Origin of the sequence: Brevundimonas subvibrioides ATCC 15264, assembly GCF_000144605.1 — a bacterium.
Taxonomy (GTDB): Bacteria; Pseudomonadota; Alphaproteobacteria; order Caulobacterales; family Caulobacteraceae; genus Brevundimonas; species Brevundimonas subvibrioides.
Window position 1 is genome coordinate 3228619 of sequence record NC_014375.1, and the last position, 16306, is coordinate 3244924.

General features: G+C 69.0%; 18 protein-coding genes. 10 read left to right on the forward strand and 8 right to left on the reverse strand.

Features of this window, described 5'->3' with window-relative positions:
• Positions 1 to 59: 59 nt before the first annotated feature.
• From BRESU_RS15680 to BRESU_RS15690, 3 genes are read right to left on the reverse strand one after another with little or no spacing between them, the layout of a single operon-like run.
• A complete protein-coding gene (locus tag BRESU_RS15680; protein ID WP_013270545.1) occupies positions 60 to 380 on the reverse strand; it encodes an Mpo1-like protein in 321 nt (106 codons plus the stop codon).
• A 37-nt stretch (positions 381 to 417) separates the two neighbouring features.
• On the reverse strand, positions 418 to 1224 hold the full coding sequence (locus tag BRESU_RS15685) for an undecaprenyl-diphosphate phosphatase (RefSeq protein ID WP_013270546.1): 807 nt from the start codon (positions 1222 to 1224) through the stop codon (positions 418 to 420).
• A 24-nt stretch (positions 1225 to 1248) separates the two neighbouring features.
• A complete protein-coding gene (locus BRESU_RS15690) occupies positions 1249 to 2439 on the reverse strand; it encodes a citrate/2-methylcitrate synthase (protein ID WP_013270547.1) in 1191 nt (396 codons plus the stop codon).
• Positions 2440 to 2568: 129 nt separating this feature from the next.
• Between BRESU_RS15690 and BRESU_RS15695 the strand changes: the two genes are divergently transcribed.
• From BRESU_RS15695 to BRESU_RS15715, 5 genes are all read left to right on the forward strand, one after another.
• Complete coding sequence (locus tag BRESU_RS15695) at positions 2569 to 3489, forward strand: cation diffusion facilitator family transporter (protein ID WP_013270548.1); 921 nt, start codon at positions 2569 to 2571, stop codon at positions 3487 to 3489.
• 47 nt (positions 3490 to 3536) lie between these two features.
• Complete coding sequence (fzlA, locus tag BRESU_RS15700) at positions 3537 to 4217, forward strand: FtsZ-binding protein FzlA (protein ID WP_013270549.1); 681 nt, start codon at positions 3537 to 3539, stop codon at positions 4215 to 4217.
• Positions 4218 to 4385: 168 nt separating this feature from the next.
• Entirely contained in the window at positions 4386 to 5501 is a 1116-nt protein-coding gene (gene queG / locus BRESU_RS15705; RefSeq protein WP_013270550.1) for a tRNA epoxyqueuosine(34) reductase QueG, read from the forward strand.
• A gap of 9 nt (positions 5502 to 5510) precedes the next feature.
• Positions 5511 to 6056, forward strand: coding sequence for a hypothetical protein (locus BRESU_RS15710; RefSeq protein WP_013270551.1), 546 nt, complete (start codon positions 5511 to 5513; stop codon positions 6054 to 6056).
• A 17-nt stretch (positions 6057 to 6073) separates the two neighbouring features.
• Positions 6074 to 6475, forward strand: coding sequence for a hypothetical protein (locus tag BRESU_RS15715; protein ID WP_013270552.1), 402 nt, complete (start codon positions 6074 to 6076; stop codon positions 6473 to 6475).
• Between the two features lie 4 nt (positions 6476 to 6479).
• Here the strand turns inward: BRESU_RS15715 and BRESU_RS15720 are convergent, their stop codons facing one another.
• From BRESU_RS15720 to BRESU_RS15735, 4 genes are read right to left on the reverse strand one after another with little or no spacing between them, the layout of a single operon-like run.
• Positions 6480 to 7460, reverse strand: coding sequence for a hypothetical protein (locus BRESU_RS15720; RefSeq protein WP_156796194.1), 981 nt, complete (start codon positions 7458 to 7460; stop codon positions 6480 to 6482).
• A 42-nt stretch (positions 7461 to 7502) separates the two neighbouring features.
• Positions 7503 to 7784 (reverse strand): DUF427 domain-containing protein, encoded by a 282-nt coding sequence (locus BRESU_RS15725; protein ID WP_013270554.1) that lies wholly within the window; start codon positions 7782 to 7784, stop codon positions 7503 to 7505.
• Between the two features lie 13 nt (positions 7785 to 7797).
• A complete protein-coding gene (locus BRESU_RS15730; protein ID WP_013270555.1) occupies positions 7798 to 8565 on the reverse strand; it encodes an ABC transporter permease in 768 nt (255 codons plus the stop codon).
• The gene (locus BRESU_RS15735) at positions 8562 to 9542 is read right to left on the reverse strand and encodes an ABC transporter ATP-binding protein (protein WP_013270556.1); all 981 of its coding nucleotides are present in this window, start codon (positions 9540 to 9542) and stop codon (positions 8562 to 8564) included. Before BRESU_RS15735 ends, BRESU_RS15730 begins: the two co-directional genes overlap by 4 nt.
• A 129-nt stretch (positions 9543 to 9671) precedes the next feature.
• Here BRESU_RS15735 and BRESU_RS15740 point away from each other — a divergent pair, with 129 nt between their 5' ends.
• The 3 genes from BRESU_RS15740 to BRESU_RS15750 all read left to right on the forward strand — a co-directional run bounded on the left by BRESU_RS15740 (position 9672) and on the right by BRESU_RS15750 (position 12556).
• Positions 9672 to 10577, forward strand: a complete 906-nt coding sequence (locus tag BRESU_RS15740) for a DUF1206 domain-containing protein (RefSeq protein ID WP_013270557.1) — start codon at positions 9672 to 9674, stop codon at positions 10575 to 10577.
• 81 nt (positions 10578 to 10658) lie between these two features.
• Positions 10659 to 11210: a lipocalin family protein gene (locus BRESU_RS15745; RefSeq protein ID WP_013270558.1), complete on the forward strand. Its 552-nt coding sequence runs from the start codon at positions 10659 to 10661 to the stop codon at positions 11208 to 11210.
• A 17-nt stretch (positions 11211 to 11227) separates the two neighbouring features.
• Positions 11228 to 12556 (forward strand): PQQ-dependent sugar dehydrogenase, encoded by a 1329-nt coding sequence (locus tag BRESU_RS15750; protein ID WP_013270559.1) that lies wholly within the window; start codon positions 11228 to 11230, stop codon positions 12554 to 12556.
• Between the two features lie 60 nt (positions 12557 to 12616).
• On the opposite strand, the gene BRESU_RS16995 is transcribed toward BRESU_RS15750, so the two are convergent.
• Complete coding sequence (locus BRESU_RS16995) at positions 12617 to 13138, reverse strand: hypothetical protein (RefSeq protein WP_013270560.1); 522 nt, start codon at positions 13136 to 13138, stop codon at positions 12617 to 12619.
• Between the two features lie 361 nt (positions 13139 to 13499).
• Here BRESU_RS16995 and BRESU_RS15760 point away from each other — a divergent pair, with 361 nt between their 5' ends.
• Both BRESU_RS15760 and motA read left to right on the forward strand, forming a co-directional pair.
• Positions 13500 to 15305 carry a long-chain-acyl-CoA synthetase gene (locus BRESU_RS15760; protein WP_083777570.1) on the forward strand — a complete coding sequence of 602 codons (1806 nt, stop codon included), beginning with the start codon at positions 13500 to 13502 and terminating at the stop codon, positions 15303 to 15305.
• Positions 15306 to 15368: 63 nt separating this feature from the next.
• Positions 15369 to 16238, forward strand: coding sequence for a flagellar motor stator protein MotA (gene motA / locus BRESU_RS15765; RefSeq protein ID WP_013270562.1), 870 nt, complete (start codon positions 15369 to 15371; stop codon positions 16236 to 16238).
• The last annotated feature ends 68 nt before the right edge of the window (positions 16239 to 16306 follow it).

Genomic DNA, 16306 nt, shown 5'->3' on the forward strand with positions numbered 1-16306 from the left:
CCGGGATCATGCGCGCGCGGCTACGGCAAGTCGACTGACGGAACAGTGATCGCCGGTCTTCAGAACCTGCGCTTGCCGCTGACCGTTTCGAAGAACATCCGCCAGTCGCCCATCAGGCTCCACAGCGGATACTGGAAGGTCGCGGGACGGTTCTTCTCGAAGAAGAAATGCCCGACCCAGGCGAAGCCGTAGCCGATCAGCGGCATGGCCAGGAACCACCAGGCGTTGACGAACAGACCCAGCACCGCCGCCACGATCACCAGCGCCGACCCCACGACGTGGATCCGCCGGCAGGTCCGGTTGGAATGCTCGTGGATGTAATAGGGATAGAAGGCCTCGAACGAGGCGTAGCGTTCACCGGGCGCGGGATGTTCGGTCATGTCGCCGAACGTCCCTCGAAACCGGGGCCCTGACAAGTCAGCCGCCGACACCGCCCCAGATCAGCGCCAGCCCCAGGGTCCCGACCGCGATCCGCCACCAGGCGAAGGGGGCGAAGCCGTGCCTGGAAATGAAATCCAGCAGAAGCCGCACCACAACGAGCGCGGTCAGGAAAGCCGTGATGAAACCGACGGCGATCAGGCCGACGTCCGTGAAATCCAGGTCGTTCCGGCTCTTGAACAGGTCATAGGCCACGGCCCCGCCCATTGTCGGCAGGGCCAGAAAGAAGGTGAACTCCGCCGCCGACCGCTTGTCGGTCCCCAGCAGCAGGCCGCCCGCCACCGTCGCCCCGGAACGCGACACGCCGGGCAGAAGGGCCAGGCACTGGAACAGGCCGATCAGGCCATAGACACGGAAGGGGTAAGTGTTGACGTCGAGATATTTCGGGACCCGCTTCATCCGGTCCAGCGCCAGCAGCAGCACGCCCCCGACGATCAGGGCGATGCAGATGATCACGGGGGTCTCGAAGAAGATCTCCTTGATGATGTCGTACATGAACACCCCGGCGAAGGCGGCCGGCAGGAAGGCGATCACCACGCCGATGATGAAATGGCGCGCCTGGGGATCGTGCGGCCAGCGCGTGGCCAGGGCCCACAGGCGCTGGAAATAGACGCTGATGATGGCCAGGATGGCCCCCAGCTGGATGACGATCTCGAAGGTCTTGCCCTCGCTCTCGAACCCCATGAAGTGGCCGAGCAGCAAGAGGTGGCCCGTGGACGAGACCGGGATGAACTCGGTCAGCCCCTCGACGAGTCCGAGGATGATCGCCGCCAGCCAGTCAGACATGGAATCCCCGAAGTCGCGCCGGGATCACTCTGCTCCCGGTCTCGGCCCCACATAGCGCAGGCGGGCGCGGATAAGCGAGCCGTCTGTGATCTGGTCCAGCGCATGGGCCATCAGCCCGGTCAGCCGCCCCACCAGAAGCACGTCGAGCGCCCCGTCGCGCGGCAGGTCCAGCCGCCGCGCCAGCACCGCCAGGGCGACCGCGAACCCGGCCCGCGACCCGCTGGCCGCCTCGCCTTCGCGCAGGATCGCGAGCAGATCCGCCGGAAGGTCGACCAGCGCCAGCAGGGCCTCGGCCCGCGGATCGCCGTGAGGAAAGCTCTCGCTGCCGAAACCCGGAACCCCGCCCGTCGAGTCCATGTGCCGTCGCGCGGCTCCGGCCGGGTCCCGGCGGGCCTCGACGACATAGGCGATGGCGGCCTTCAGCGTCTGCGCCATGGGCGAACCGGACAGGGCGACCAGGCCGGCCATGGCGGCCCCGGCCGGAGACGCGCCGCCTGATGCCGCCGCGCGGGTGGCCAGCACGGCCGGGTTCAGGTCGTGATCGGCGGCCAGCACCAGGGCCCGCCTCAGGTGCACGCTGTCGCGTTCCAGCATCTTCCAGCCCCGGGCGAGGCGCTGATGGAAGAACAGGCGCGGGCCCGGCCCCGACATGGCGTCGATCACCTCGTTCAGCGCGGTGGCCGCATCGCGTTGCAGGCTGGCGGCGTCGCGCCCCTGCGACGGCGGATCTTCCTCGGCGCGACGCGACAGGGCCGAGAACAGGCGCGCCCGGGGCGAGGCCCCGCCGGCACCGTCCACGCGCACCCCCAGGCCCGCGAAGGGATTGTGGTCGCCGCAGCCCCACAACAGGCGGGCGGTCTCCTCGACCGTCGCGGACTGGGCCCATTCGGCGGCATCGCGGCCGCGGTAATAGATCCGGCCATCGGTCGCCAGGCTGACGGAGGACTGCACCACCGCCTCGCCCTTCACGGCCGGTTCGAACGGCAGGACCTGGCCCGCGACCTCGCCGCCCGAGGTGCCCTTCAGCCGCGCGACGTCCGAGGCGGCGTACAGGCTGCGGCGGGGGTCGCTCGGATCGGGCCGGGCGGTGATCCGCCCGCGGCTGACATAGGCGTAGAGGGTCTGGGTCTTGACCCCCAGCAGCGACAGGACCTCGGCCCGGGGGATCCAGCGATCCGCCGCCTCGTCGATCCGCTCGCCTGCCCCTGGCGCCATCGCAATCGTCCCCGCCGATTAACCAGTTTCATCCGCACCATGGGGCGGTTTCATGACCGGTCTGCTAACACGGGTCCGCGACCACCCGCGTCCTTGGCAACCGGCAGGCGATAGGCGACAAGACCGCCGATGACCTCCCCCGTCGCCCGCCCGCCCCTCGCCGTCCTCACGACCCGTCAGATCACGGCCGTTTCCGTCGGGGTGGCGGTCGTCCTGATCGGCCTGAAGGCGTTCGCCCTCGGCGCTTCGGGATCGGTGTCGATCCTGGCCTCCCTGGCGGATTCGGGGCTGGACCTGATCGCGTCGCTGGCCACCTTCTATGCCGTGCGCTGGGCCGCGCGACCGCACGACGCCACCCATCGCCACGGGCACGGAAAGGCCGAGGCCATGGCCGCGCTGGTGCAGGCCGGCCTGGTGTTCGCCTCGGCCGCCTTCATCGGCTGGGAGGCGCTGATGCGCATCTTCGATCCCTATCCCGTCTCGGGCGGGTCGTGGGCGGTGGGCGTCGTGCTGATCTCGATCGTCCTGACCGGCGGTCTGGTCTGGCTCCAGACCCGGGCGCTGAAGGCCTCGGGGTCGATGGCCGTCTCGGCCGATCGTGCCCACTACGCCGCCGATCTGGCCTCCAGCGTCGTCGTCCTGATCGGCGTGGTGTCCGGGGCGTATCTGGGGGCCCCGGGTCTGGACGCCGCCGCGGGTCTGGTCGTCGCCGTCTGGCTGTTCTGGGGGGCTCTGGGCGTGCTCCGGGAGGCCGGCAACCAGCTGCTGGACCGCGAGGTCCCGGACGCCGACCGGATCGCCCTGACGACCGCCGTCCTCGCCGATCCCCGCGTGGAGGGGGTGCACCAGCTCCGGACCCGCATGTCCGGGACCCGCCTGCTGGCCCAGATGCACATCGATCTGGACCCGGCCCTGTCGTTCGAGGCGTCGCACACGATCGTGGTGGAGGCCGAGCGTCGCATCATCGCCGCCTTCCCCGACGCCGAGGTCCTCATCCACGCCGACCCGCGCGGGGCCCGGCCCGCGGTGCCGGTTTCGCCCTGGGCGTGACGACAGCGTAAACGCGGATTTAACGGGGCGCGGTGCAGGTCAGGCCCATGTCGGCGAGCGTCCTGTTTCATTTTCCCTTCGATCCCGGCTCACGCGCCGCACGCCTGGCGCTGGGCGAGGCGCGCATCGACTGGACCGAGGTGCTGGTCCGCCCGTGGGAGGCCGACTGCCCTGTCGGCGACCTGAACCCCTCCGGCATGCCGCCCGTCCTGCAGGTCGAGGGACCGCCCGCCCTGACCCTGTGCGAGGCACCCGCCATCCTCGGCTGGATCGAGGACGCCCAGAAGACGCCGCTGCTGATGCCGTCGGACGCTGCGGAACGGGCCGAGGTGCGTCGCCTGACCGGCTGGTTCGACCGCCGCTTCACCGACGAGGTCAACGCCGTCCTGCTTCACGAGCGGATGGAGAAGCCGCTGCTGCGTCTCGGCCCGCCGGAAGCCCGGATGCTGCGCGAGGGCCGCGAGGCGCTGAAGCATCATCTGGGGGTGTTCGAGGCCCTGCTGGCCCAGCGCGACTGGCTGGCTGGCCGTCGCCTGTCGCAGGCCGACATCGTCGCCGCCGCCCATCTGTCCACGCTCGACTATTTCGGCGAGATCGCCTGGGCGTCCTGGCCGGGTCTGAAGACCTGGTACATGCGCATCAAGTCCCGCCCCTGCTTCCGCCCGCTGCTGGCCGACCGCTTCCAGGGCCTGGCCCCGGCCCCGCACTACGCCGACCTGGATTTCTGAGCGCAACGCGCTGTTTTCCCTCCCCGGCCGGGAGGATGGTCGGAGCGCAGCGTAGACCGGGTGGGGACGGCCAGGCGACACACCGTGCGGCCTTGCCTTGTCGCCCCCACCCGGTCGCTTCGCGACCACCCTCCCCCGAGGGGGAGGGAGAGGCTATAGGCTCCCCCCATGTCCGACCCCCGCGACATCCTCCGCGTCCAGGCCGCTGGGCTCGGCTTTTCGGTGTGCCGGTTCGCCTCGGCGTCCGAGCCATGGACCGCCGGCGAGCGGCTGGCCCATTTCGTCGCGGCGGGACGGCACGGCGACATGGGCTGGATGGAGACGACGCTGGAGCGCCGCGCCCACCCGACGGCGATGTGGCCCGACGCCCGGACCGCCATCGTGCTGGGCATGAACTATGGCCCCGACGCCGACCCTTTGCCGGAGATGTCGGACCGTAGCGCCGGCTACATCTCGGTCTATGCGCGCGGCGACGACTATCACGAGGTCATCAAGGGGCGGCTGAAGACGCTCGCCGGTCAGGTGGCGGCCAGACTGGGGGCCGAGGTGAAGGTCTTCGTCGATACCGCCCCCCTGATGGAAAAACCCCTCGCCCAGCGCGCGGGCCTCGGCTGGCAGGGCAAGCACACCAACCTGCTCAGCCGCGAGCACGGCAACTGGCTGTTCCTGGGCGTCATCCTGACGGCCGCGGAGATCGAACCCGACGCGGCCGAGGCCGAGCATTGCGGATCCTGCACCGCCTGCCTCACGGCCTGTCCGACGAACGCCTTTCCCGGGCCCTTCCAGCTGGATGCGCGCCGCTGCCTGTCCTACCTGACCATCGAACATGCGGGACCGTGGCCGGTGGAGTTCCGCGCCCTGACCGGCGCGCGCATCTATGGCTGCGACGACTGCCTGGCCGTCTGCCCGTGGAACAAGTTCGCCCAGGGCGGGCGCGAGGCCCGGCTGGCGGCGCGCGAGGCCTCGATCAGCCCGCGCCTTGAGGACCTCGCCGCGCTCGACGACCCCGCGTTCCGCGCCCTGTTCTCGAAAAGTCCGATCAAGCGGATCGGTCGGGACCGGTTCGTGCGCAACGTCCTCTATGCCATCGGCAACAGCGGGGATGCGGCCTTGGTCGCGGTGGCATCGCGTCTGACGGCCGACGCGTCACCGCTGGTCCGGGGAGCGGCCGTCTGGGCGCTGTCGCGCCTGCTGGACGAACGCGCCTTCGCTGACCTACGGCTGTCCGGACAGGCCGGCGAGGCCGATGCCGGTGTCCTCGCCGAATGGGCCCGCGCGGCCTAGACTGGGCCCATGCCCCACTACGCCCGCATCATCGCCATGGTCGTCCTCGGACTGGTCGCCGTCGGCGGGATGGCCTGGCGACTGATCAAGCCGACGCCCGTCCCGCTGTACGAGGAGACGGCGAGGCTGTCCCCCGACATCCGGGGGCACCTGCAGGCCTTGCGGGTCGAGGCCAAGTTCGCGCCCGAAGGCGACTACCCCGGCCCGAAAGGCCCCAAAACCCGCGCCCGGCTGTCGGCGGTGATCGACGACCTGCTGGACGACATCCTGTCGGAGCCCGACGGACCCCTCGAGGCCTCGGACCTGGCCGGACGCCTCGGCCTGGCCGTCGCGGCCGTGTCGAAGCGCACCGAGGCCGACGCCCGCCGCGCCCACGGCTATATGCTGGAGATCTGGTGGATCTTCGGCTTCCGGTCGGCGGCCGGCTATTTCACGCCCGGGGACGGGGCGGGGGTGGTCGACGGATGGGCCGAGCCCCTGCCGCCGGGCTGGACCAGCGCGGATGGACGCGCGGCACCGCTGCAAGGGGCCGTTAACCTGCAAGGCGCACCCTGACGCCCAGGGAGACCGCGATGTCCAGCATGATGACCGCAAGCTACCGCAGCCGCCGGGACCATTTCGAACCCAGCGACAACGATCCCCACGAGCAGCGCCGCCTGCGCGGCCACCTGGAACAGATCGACTACACCGCCTTCGTCTCGAACCGCGAGGTGATCCCGCAGGTTCTGGGGCTGGGCACCCATCATACCGAACCGGCGGCCTTCCAGCGGCTGGCGGTCGCGGCCGCCACCGCCCGCGCCCGCTGGATCGCCGAAGCCCTGAAGCTGACCGAGGGCGGCGTGGCCATCACCGCCCAGGACGCCCAGCGCCTGGCCGGCATGCGCGCCGCCTATGACGAGCTGTCGGAGGCCTACGAGGGCCTGCGCCGGATGGTCGAGCGCGGCTACCTGCCGTATCGCGGGACCGAGCGCTGACCCCCTAGTTCAGGGGCTGGGGCCGGGTCTGGATCGGCGCGTCCGGATCGGTCGCCGGCGCTTCCGCCGCCGTCGGGGGCGGCGCGGCGGGGGCGACGACCAGGGGTGCGGTCTCGATGCGCGGCACGTTGGCCTCGGTGTTCAGACGCGGGGTCAGGGGCGGCGCGACAGACGTCGGCGCGGTTCTGGACGGCGCCGTCGTCGACGAGGGCGTTGATGCGGACGATGCGGCGGGACGCCCGGCCGCCGGCGCAGCCTCAGCCTCAGCCTCAGCACCGGTTTCCGTGACATCGGCCGCGGCGTCCGTCACGGGCACGGCCTCGACCGGCACGATCGGCACCGCAGCCCCCGGTGCCTCGACCGGCGTTGTCGTCGCGTCGACCGGCGCCGGCACGCTCGAGTCCGGCTTCAGGACCCACCAGGCCGCGCCCGCCAGCACCACCGCCACCGCAGCGCCGCCGATCCAGACCGCCGTGGGCACACCCGTCCGGCGTCGAGAAGCCGCGTACGACGGGACGATGGGCTCCGGCACGGCCGCGGCCGCGACGACCGGCGGCCTCAGGGCCCGCGCGGGTCCCGCAGGCTCCGGTGCCGCGATGACCGGCTCGCGCCGGGGTTCGACCGGGACCGAAGGCTCGATCGGAGGGCGGGCGGGGGCCGCCACCGGCGCGGTCGCTGGAGCGGCCTGGGGTGGCGTGGGCTGTGACGGAGCCGGAGAAGCGGCCGGTGCCGGTGCTGCAGCCGGGGCCGCTCTTGGAATCATCGACCCGCTGAGAATCCCGCCCCCGGCGGGACGACCCTGGGCCTGCCCCGCGATCCGGCCGCCGGCGGGCGCCGGAGCCGGTCCCTGCCCGACGGGCGGCGGGCCGACGCGGAACACCTGCTGAGGCGGCCGCGACCAGGTGATCTGGCCCCGCTTGAAGGGCTCGGGCCCCGAGGCTGGGGCGGCACCGGATTCGGGCTTGGGGGAAGGCGTATCGACCATGGCCCGTCTTAGAAGGTCAGGATGTGGCGGTCCAATGACGGATCAGCGAACCTCGACGCCCTTCCAGAAGGCGATGCGGTCCTTGATCTCGGCCGCCGCCGATTTCGGATCGGAGTAGAACCAGGCCGCGTCGGTGTTCTCCTTCCCGTCGACGACCACCGAATGGTAGGACGCCGTGCCCTTCCACGGACAGACCGAGCTGGTCGTCGAGGGCTTCAGCACCTCGGGATTGACCGCGTCGCGCGGGAAATAGTGGTTGCCCTCGACCACCACCGTGTCGTCGGACCGGGCGATTTCGACGCCGTTCCAGGTCGCGGTTGTCATGTCGAAAACTCCATCATGATTTGAGGCGATAGCCGGTCCTGAACATCCAGAAGACGATGCCGAGACAGACGATCAGGAAGCCGAAGGTGGCCAGAACGCTCCAGACGATCCCAACGTCGCCCGAGCCGTAGAAGCTCCATCGAAAGCCACTGATCAGATAGACGACCGGGTTGAACAAGGTGACGGTTCGCCACGCGGGCGGCAGCATGTCGATCGAATAGAAGGATCCGCCCAGGAAGGTCAGGGGCGTCACCACCAGCATCGGGATCATCTGCAGCTGCTCGAACCCGTTGGCCCAGATGCCGATGATGAAGCCGAACAGGCTGAAGGTCGTCGCCGTCAGGATCAGGAAGGTCAGCATCCAGACCGGGTGCAGGATCTGCAGCGGCACGAACAGGGCCGCCGTGGCCAGGATGATCAGACCCAGCACCGCCGACTTGGTCGCCGCCGCCCCGACATAGGCGATGACGATCTCCAGCGACGACACGGGGGCCGACAGGATCTCGTAGATGGTGCCGGTGAATTTCGGGAAATAGATGCCGAAGCTGGCATTGAAGATCGACTGGGTGAAGAGGCTCAGCATGATCAGGCCGGGCACGATGAAGGCCCCGTAGGGCACGCCGTCGATCTCGGTCATGCGCGACCCGATGGCCGAGCCGAACACCACGAAATAGAGCGCGGTCGTGATCACCGGGGTGACGATCGACTGCCAGACGGTGCGCAGCGCGCGGGCCATCTCGAAGCGATAGATCGCCCAGACGCCGTATCCGTTGAACGTCATGTGGCGGCTCCTGCGCGAATGTCCTCAGCCGGTTCGCGGTGCACCAGGCTGACGAAGATGTCCTCCAGCGAGCTCTGGCGGGTGTTCAGGTCCTTGAAGGCGATGCCCTGATCCGACAGGGCCCGAAGCAGCGACGGCACGCCGGTGTGCTCGGCGTTGGAATCGAACTCGTAGGCCAGCTCGTTGCCGTCCGCCTTCAGCGTCAGGTCCCACTGGGCCAGGGCCGGCGGGATGGTGGCCAGGGGGTCCTGCAGGTTCAGGGTCAGGGTCTTCTTGCCCAGCTTCTTCATCAGCTCGGACTTGTCCTCGACCAGGATCAGCTCCCCCTTCAGGATCACCCCCACCCGGTCGGCCATCTCCTCGGCCTCCTCGATATAGTGGGTGGTCAGGATGATGGTGACGCCGCCCTCGCGCAGCTCGCGCACCAGGTTCCACATGTCGCGCCGCAGCTCGACGTCCACGCCGGCCGTGGGCTCGTCCAGGAACAGGATGTCGGGCTCGTGGCTCAGCGCCTTGGCGATCATGACCCGGCGCTTCATGCCCCCGGACAGGGTCATGATCTTGTTGTCCTTCTTGTCCCACAGGCTGAGGGCGCGAAGGGTCTTCTCGATGAAGGCCGGGTTGGGGGCCTTGCCGAACAGGCCGCGGCTGAAGGTGACGGTGGCCAGCACGGTCTCGAAGGCGTCGGTGGTCAGCTCCTGGGGCACCAGGCCGATCTTCATCCGGGCATTGCGATAGTCGGTCTGGATGTCGTGGCCGTCCGCGAGCACGGTGCCGGTGGACGGCGTGACGATCCCGCAGACGATGGAGATCAGCGTCGTCTTGCCCGCGCCGTTCGGACCCAGCAGGGCGAAGATCTCGCCCTTGCCGATCTGCAGGTCGACGGTCTTGAGGGCCTGCAGCCCGGACGCATAGGTCTTGGTCAGACCCCTGATGTCGACGACGGGCGCGGAAGCGGGGTGTGAGGCGGGCGGCATCGGCGCGTCCTGGGAGTTCGGCCGAAGCGCCGTTCTCGCAATATGGCCCATGTCGCGACAGGCTCAAGACGACCGTGAACCCTTTTCCCCGGCCCGGACGTTCAACGGCCCGGCTTGTCAGGATTTCCCATGCGCCATCGGTCGTTCGGTCTGTCGTCCCTCGATCCGCGTCCGGCCCTTACCGGCGCTCTCGCGGGCCTCGGAATCGGCCGCCGGAAGACGCCGGTTCACGATGGGCTGGAGACCATGTCCCGCATCGGGTTCGCGGCCAACGGGGTCGTCTATGTCTCGGTCGGCCTGCTGATCCTGGCGACCGCCATCGGCATGCGCGGCCAGGCCGTCGATCAACAGGGCCTGCTGTATGTCCTGGCCCAGCAGCCTCTGGGGCGGGTCTGGCTGGTCGTGCTGGGCGTCGGCCTGTGGGGCTTCGTCGGCTGGCGCGTGCTGCAGGCGGTGTTCGACGCCGATCGCGAGGGCTCGGACCTGAAGGGCTGGACGGTGCGGATCAGCCAAGGCTTCAGCGGGCTGTTCTACGCTGTCCTGGCCTCGGGGGTGTTCGAGCTGCTGGACGAGGTCGGACCGGCCATGAGGCCCGAAGACATGGCCGAAAACCAGCAGAAAGCGGCCTTGCTGCTGGACCTGCCCTCTGGCGGGGCTCTTCTGATGGCCGTCGGTCTGGGGATCGCCGGCGTCGGGATCGGCAATATCGTCATGGGCGTCGTCAACGACTTCGCCGCCACCCTGTCCTGTTCGAAGACCGTCTGTCGCTGGGTCCTGCCCCTGGCGCGCGTCGGCTATGCGGCGCGCGGCCTCGCCTATCTGCCGCTGGCCCTGTTCGTCACCCTGGCGGGCTGGCGGGCCCAGGCGTCCGAGGTCGAGACCTTCGGCAGCTCGCTGGCGGCGCTTCAGAACCAGCCCGGCGGCGGATGGATGCTGGGGGCCACGGGCGTCGGCATGATCGCCTTCGGGGCCTATGCCTTCGTCGAGGCCCGGTACCGTCGCATCCGCGCGCCGCGCGATCTGAAACCCCGCTGACGCGCCGTGCGCTTTCGCCGCGTCCATTCGGGGAACCCGCGTCGTATCTTCGAGCTTCCTGTCCCGTCCGGAGCCCACACCATGTCGCGCAAAAAATACCTCTCGATCGCCCTGGCGACGGTCGCCGTCGTCGGACTGGCGGCCTGTGCGACGGCGATCCGGCCTGAGCAGGTCCGCGCCCCGCAGCCCGCCCGCGCGGTCGACGCCGAGCGCCTGTACTCGGGCCGCTGGCTCGAGATCGGCCGCCTGCCCATGCGTCTGACCGACGGCTGCGTCGCCGGGGCGTCGTCCTATGAGCTGCGCTCGCCCACCACGCTCGCGCTGCGCGACACCTGCCAGTCGGGCACGCCGACCGGCAAGGAAAAGGCCATCGGTGCCGACGCCACCATTCTGGATCCCGGCACCAACGCCAAGTTCCGCGCCCGCTACTTCGCCGGCTTCGTGACCTGGGAGTACTGGATCCTCGACCACGACGACGACTACACCTGGTTCATCTCGGCGGATCCGACCTTCGACAAGCTCTGGATCTACACCCGCGAGGTCCCAAGTCCTGACGAGCTGGCCCAGCTCGTCGCCCGCGCCGAGGCGCTGGGCTATGATACCAGCCGGCTCGAATTCCCTCCGACCGCCTGATCGACAAGGACACCGTCATGGTCGCTCGCTCCACCCTTGCCGCGTCCGCTGCGGCCATGGCCCTCGTGGCGGGCCTTTCGGCCTGTGCCGCTCCCCCCCTGCTGGCACCCGGCGCGACCTATGGGCCCAACCCCCAGATGGCGGAGCCGCACCGCAATCTGCTGGCCCCCACGGTCAATATCGCGCCCAAGGTCGGCTGGCCCGAGGGCGTGATGCCGACCCCGGCGCAGGGCTTCCGGGTCCAGGCCTTCGCGTCTGGTCTGGATCATCCCCGCTGGCTGTATCGCCTGCCCAACGGCGACATCCTGGTCGCCGAGTCCAACGCCCCGCCCAAGCCCGAGGACAAGAAGGGCGGGATCCGCGGCTGGGTCATGGGCCTGGTCATGAAGCGCGCCGGCGCCGGCGTCGAAAGCCCCGACAAGATCGTCCTGCTGCGCGATACCGACGGCGACGGGGTGGCGGAGGTGAAGACCGACTTCCTGACCGACCTGACCTCGCCCTTCGGCATGGCCCTGGTCGGCGACCGCCTGTTCGTGGCCAATGCGGATGCCGTCGTCGGCTTCCCCTACCAGACGGGACAGACGTCGATCACCGCGGCGCCGACGAAGCTGGCCGACCTGCCCGCGCAGCGGAACCACCACTGGACGAAGTCGCTGGTGGCCTCGGCCGACGGCACGAATCTGTATGTCGGGGTCGGATCGAACTCCAACATCGGCGAGAACGGCATGGAGGAAGAGGTCGGTCGCGCCGCCATCCACGAGATCGACATCGCCACCGGCCAGTCGCGCCTCTACGCCTCCGGCCTGCGCAACCCGGTCGGCATGGCCTGGCAGCCGGACAGCCGGAAGCTCTGGGTCGCGGTCAACGAGCGGGACGAACTGGGCAACGACCTGGTGCCCGACTACATGACGTCGGTCACGCCCGGGGCCTTCTACGGCTGGCCCTACAGCTACTACGGCCAGCACGTGGACACGCGCGTCCAGCCCCAGGACCCGGCCAGGGTCGCCTCGGCCATCGCGCCCGACTATGCCCTGGGGGCCCACACGGCGTCGCTGGGCCTGACCTTCTACGAAAGCACCCTGTTCCCGGCGACCTTCCGCCACGGGGCCTTCGTCGGCCAGCACGGGTCGTGGAACCGCGAGCCCAAGTCCGGGTACAAGGTCATCTTCGTACCCTTCAGCAACGGCGTCCCCGCCGGCGCGCCGATGGATTTCCTGACCGGGTTCCTCAACGACAAGGGCGAGGCGATGGGTCGTCCGGTCGGCGTCCAGACCGACCGTCAGGGGGCCCTGCTGGTCGCCGACGACGTGGGCAATGTGATCTGGCGGGTCTCCCCCGCCGCCTGACGCCACGCATGAAGAAGCCCCCGGTGGAAACCGGGGGCCCCTTCGATGACGACATGACGCCTAGCTGAGCGGGGCGACCGGAATGGCCGGAGCCGGCGGCGTCACGGGCGCGCTGGCAGGAGCCGGCGTGTATGGCGTCGGGCCCGTCGAGACAGCGGGAGCCTGCTCGCGCACCACGGGCGCGGCCTCCACGCTGGCGGCCGGCTGGACCTGACGGGCGCGGACGGCCGGCGGCGGTGCCGGGGGAGCCTCACGCGCCACGGGAGCCGGAACCGACGGCGCGATCACGGGAGACTCGATCGCCGCATTGGACGGAAGCGTCGAGCTTTCCAGAGGCGCGGCGACCGGCGCGGACGCCGGGGCCGACAAGGTCGCCGGCTCTTCAAGGGGCGCACTCGAGCTGCCACCCGACATCATCAGAAGCGCGCCGCCGCCCAGCAGGGCCACGGCACCGACCGGGGCCAGGATCATCCAGGTCTTCACCGACTTCTTCTTGCGCGAGCCCCGCGCATAGCTCGGAACGAAGACCTCTTCAGTCACAGGGCGGTCGATGGCGTTCGATTCTGAATAAGTCACAGACATTGTGTATCCTCCTAAGTCAGGCTCGAATAACCGCCCTCGTCAAACGCGGTTCCTGACAATCGCCAGAGGCCTTCAAGAAACACCAGACCTGCCGCATTGATGTCCGGTTCGCTGCGGAATGGGGCGAAAACTGAGCCGAAGCACCTGCCGGTAGCCAGCGTTGGTGCCTGATCGTCTGAACGCCGCCCGGAAAAACGTTGGTTGCTGGACAGGTCGTCAGGTTTACCTAGCGGTACCCATGCATCGGCGCCACGGCCCTTGCAGAAACACCGGTAATCGCCGTTACGGATTCTCCCGCCGGTTGACCCGGCCCCGCCGGTTGTCCATCACGGTCGCGAACCTTGCACACCAACACGGAGCGATGCCGACCATGGGGCTAGCCGCCAATATCCGACGCGATCTGACATTCGCGGCCGGTCTGCGTCGGTTGCTTCAGCGCATCAAGCCCATCGCGCTGGATAGCGATGTCCTGGTCTGCGACGACTTCGAAGAGGCGGTCGACAAGTTCGGCGACAACGTCGCGCTGGAAGACGAAACCCGCAGCCTGACCTACCGCGAGCTCGACGGCATGGCCAATCGCTATGCCCACTGGGCCCGCAGCCGCGGCCTGCGCCGGTCCGACGTGGTCGGGCTGGTGATGTCGAACCGGGCCGAATACATCGCCGCCTGGATGGGCTTCGCCAAGGTCGGCGTCGCCACCGCGCTCATCAACACCAACCTGACCGGTCAGGCCCTGGCCCACTGCCTCAACATCGCGGGCGTGGCCCAGGTCGTGGCCGACGAGGAGACGTGGCACCGCTGCGAGGAGGCCCGCCCCTTCGTGACCCGGACCATGATGCTGTGGGTCCTGGGCCTGAAGGACGAGGACGAGGTGTCCGAACGGCGCGGCCTGGACAACGCGGTCCGCAGCGGCTCGTCCGTGCGCCCCCAGAAGTCGGTGCGCGACGGACTGACCAACCGCGACACCGCGCTCTACATCTACACCTCCGGCACCACGGGCATGCCCAAGGCCGCGCGCATGCATCACGCCCGGGTCCGCACCTATATGCGCGCCTTCGCCGGCGCGACCGATTCCACGGCGCAGGACCGCGTGTTCAACGTGCTGCCGCTCTATCACTCCACCGGCGGTCTGGTCGGGCTCGGTCCGGCGTTCCTGAACGGCGGCCGACTGATCCTGCGCCGCAAATTCTCGGCCTCCAGCTTCTGGGCCGACGTCAACAAGAGCCAGGCCACGCTGTTCGTCTATATCGGCGAGCTGTGCCGCTATCTGGTGAACTGCCCCGAACAGGACGGCGAGCGCGGTCACAAGCTGCGGCTGGCGTTCGGCAACGGTCTGCGCCCCGACGTCTGGCCCGAGTTCCAGTCGCGCTTCGGCATTCCCAAGATCCTCGAGTTCTACGGCTCGACCGAAGGCAACGTCTCGCTGTTCAACTTCGACGGCAAACAGGGCGCGATCGGCCGGGTGCCGAAGTTCCTGAAGAAGCAGATCAACATCCGCATGGTCGCCTTCGACATCGACACCGAACAGCCCGTGCGGCTGGCGAACGGCTTCTGTCAGGAAGCCCGCGTGGGCGAGATCGGCGAGGCCATCGGCGCGATCGGCGACGACATCCGCCACGACTTCTCCGGCTATGCCGACAAGGCCGCCTCGGAGAAGAAGATCCTGACCGACGTCTTCGCGAAGGGCGACCGCTGGTTCCGCACCGGCGACCTGATGCGCCAGGACTCGGAAGGCTATTTCTACTTCATCGACCGGATCGGCGACACCTTCCGCTGGAAGGGCGAGAACGTCTCGACCGCCGAGGTGGAGCAGCGTCTGACCGAGGCCCCGGGCGTCAAGGAGGTCATCGCCTACGGCGTGCCGGTCCCGGGCGCCGAGGGCAAGGCCGGTATGGTCACGGTGATCGCCGACGGCAGGTTCGCGCCCAAGGAGTTCGGCACCTATGTCGACGAACAGCTGCCGCCCTACGCCCGACCCGTGTTCGTGCGTCTGGCCAAGGCGTTGGAGACCACCGGGACCTTCAAGTACCGCAAGATCGACCTCGTCGCCGACGGCTTCGATCCGGCCCTGCCCGGCCAGGTCTATGTGCGCGGCGGCAAGTCCGGCTACCAGAAGCTGACGGCCGAAGGCTACGAGGCGATCCTGAGCGGCGCGACCCGACTCTAGCCGCAAGGCGACGTTAAGCATTAACCGCCATGCTTGACGCTCCTATCGAGCGCGGACTCCCTCATGTTTCAGATCATCGGCCTGGTTCTGCTGTTCGGCATGGTGTTCGGCAGCTACGCGATCTCGGGCGGCAAGTTCGACGTCATCACCCATGCCGCGCCGCATGAGCTGATGGCGATCGGCGGCGCGGCCGTCGCCGCCTTCCTGATCTCGAACTCGATCGGCGTGGTGAAGTCCTCGCTCGGCGGCATCGGCAAGGCCTTCGCCGGACCCAAGTGGAAGAAGCAGGACTACAAGGACCTGCTCTCGCTGCTGTTCGCCCTGACCAAGACCATGAAGTCCAAGGGCGTCATCGCCCTGGAAAGCCACATCGAAAAGCCCGGCGAGAGCACCATCTTCCAGAAATACCCCAAGGTGCTGAAGGACCATTTCGCCACCGACTTCATCTGCGACACCCTGCGGATGATGACGATGAACCTGGAGGATCCTCACCAGATCGAGGACGCCATGGAAAAGCAGCTGGAAAAGCACCACCACGAAGCCGCCGCGGCCCCCCATGCCCTGCAGGGCATGGCCGACGCCCTGCCCGCCCTGGGCATCGTCGCGGCCGTGCTCGGCGTCATCAAGACCATGGGTTCGATCACCGAACCGCCGGAAGTTCTCGGCGGGATGATCGGCGGCGCCCTGGTGGGCACGTTCATGGGCGTGTTCCTGGCCTATGGCATCGTCGGTCCGCTGGCGGCGCGCCTGCAGGCGATCGTCGACGAGGAGGCCGCCTTCTACAAGATCATCCAGTCGGTCCTGGTCGCCCACCTGCACGGCAATGCGGCCCAGATCTCCGTCGAGATCGGCCGGGGTGACATTCCGTCCAGCGCCCAGCCGTCCTTCCTGGAAATGGAAGAAAGCCTGTCGGCCGCGCCGGCCGAGGCGTAGGCGCCGGCCCCGCCCTCACGGACGATCACGGAGGCGTGTAACCCCGTGAGCCCACGCCGCGTAACCCC

Bases quoted from the DNA above. Each gene is read 5' to 3' on its own strand.
- BRESU_RS15735 (WP_013270556.1), bottom strand. From the start codon at position 9,542: ATGCCGCCCGCCTCACACCCCGCTTCCGCGCCCGTCGTCGACATCAGG.
- BRESU_RS15680 (WP_013270545.1), bottom strand. From the start codon at position 380: ATGACCGAACATCCCGCGCCCGGTGAACGCTACGCCTCGTTCGAGGCC.
- queG (WP_013270550.1), top strand. From the start codon at position 4,386: ATGTCCGACCCCCGCGACATCCTCCGCGTCCAGGCCGCTGGGCTCGGC.
- BRESU_RS15760 (WP_083777570.1), top strand. From the start codon at position 13,500: ATGCCGACCATGGGGCTAGCCGCCAATATCCGACGCGATCTGACATTC.
- BRESU_RS16995 (WP_013270560.1), bottom strand. From the start codon at position 13,138: ATGTCTGTGACTTATTCAGAATCGAACGCCATCGACCGCCCTGTGACT.
- BRESU_RS15720 (WP_156796194.1), bottom strand. From the start codon at position 7,460: ATGGTCGATACGCCTTCCCCCAAGCCCGAATCCGGTGCCGCCCCAGCC.
- BRESU_RS15740 (WP_013270557.1), top strand. From the start codon at position 9,672: ATGCGCCATCGGTCGTTCGGTCTGTCGTCCCTCGATCCGCGTCCGGCC.
- BRESU_RS15745 (WP_013270558.1), top strand. From the start codon at position 10,659: ATGTCGCGCAAAAAATACCTCTCGATCGCCCTGGCGACGGTCGCCGTC.
- BRESU_RS15730 (WP_013270555.1), bottom strand. From the start codon at position 8,565: ATGACGTTCAACGGATACGGCGTCTGGGCGATCTATCGCTTCGAGATG.
- motA (WP_013270562.1), top strand. From the start codon at position 15,369: ATGTTTCAGATCATCGGCCTGGTTCTGCTGTTCGGCATGGTGTTCGGC.
- BRESU_RS15725 (WP_013270554.1), bottom strand. From the start codon at position 7,784: ATGACAACCGCGACCTGGAACGGCGTCGAAATCGCCCGGTCCGACGAC.
- BRESU_RS15695 (WP_013270548.1), top strand. From the start codon at position 2,569: ATGACCTCCCCCGTCGCCCGCCCGCCCCTCGCCGTCCTCACGACCCGT.
- BRESU_RS15685 (WP_013270546.1), bottom strand. From the start codon at position 1,224: ATGTCTGACTGGCTGGCGGCGATCATCCTCGGACTCGTCGAGGGGCTG.
- BRESU_RS15690 (WP_013270547.1), bottom strand. From the start codon at position 2,439: ATGGCGCCAGGGGCAGGCGAGCGGATCGACGAGGCGGCGGATCGCTGG.
- fzlA (WP_013270549.1), top strand. From the start codon at position 3,537: ATGTCGGCGAGCGTCCTGTTTCATTTTCCCTTCGATCCCGGCTCACGC.
- BRESU_RS15750 (WP_013270559.1), top strand. From the start codon at position 11,228: ATGGTCGCTCGCTCCACCCTTGCCGCGTCCGCTGCGGCCATGGCCCTC.
- BRESU_RS15710 (WP_013270551.1), top strand. From the start codon at position 5,511: ATGCCCCACTACGCCCGCATCATCGCCATGGTCGTCCTCGGACTGGTC.
- BRESU_RS15715 (WP_013270552.1), top strand. From the start codon at position 6,074: ATGTCCAGCATGATGACCGCAAGCTACCGCAGCCGCCGGGACCATTTC.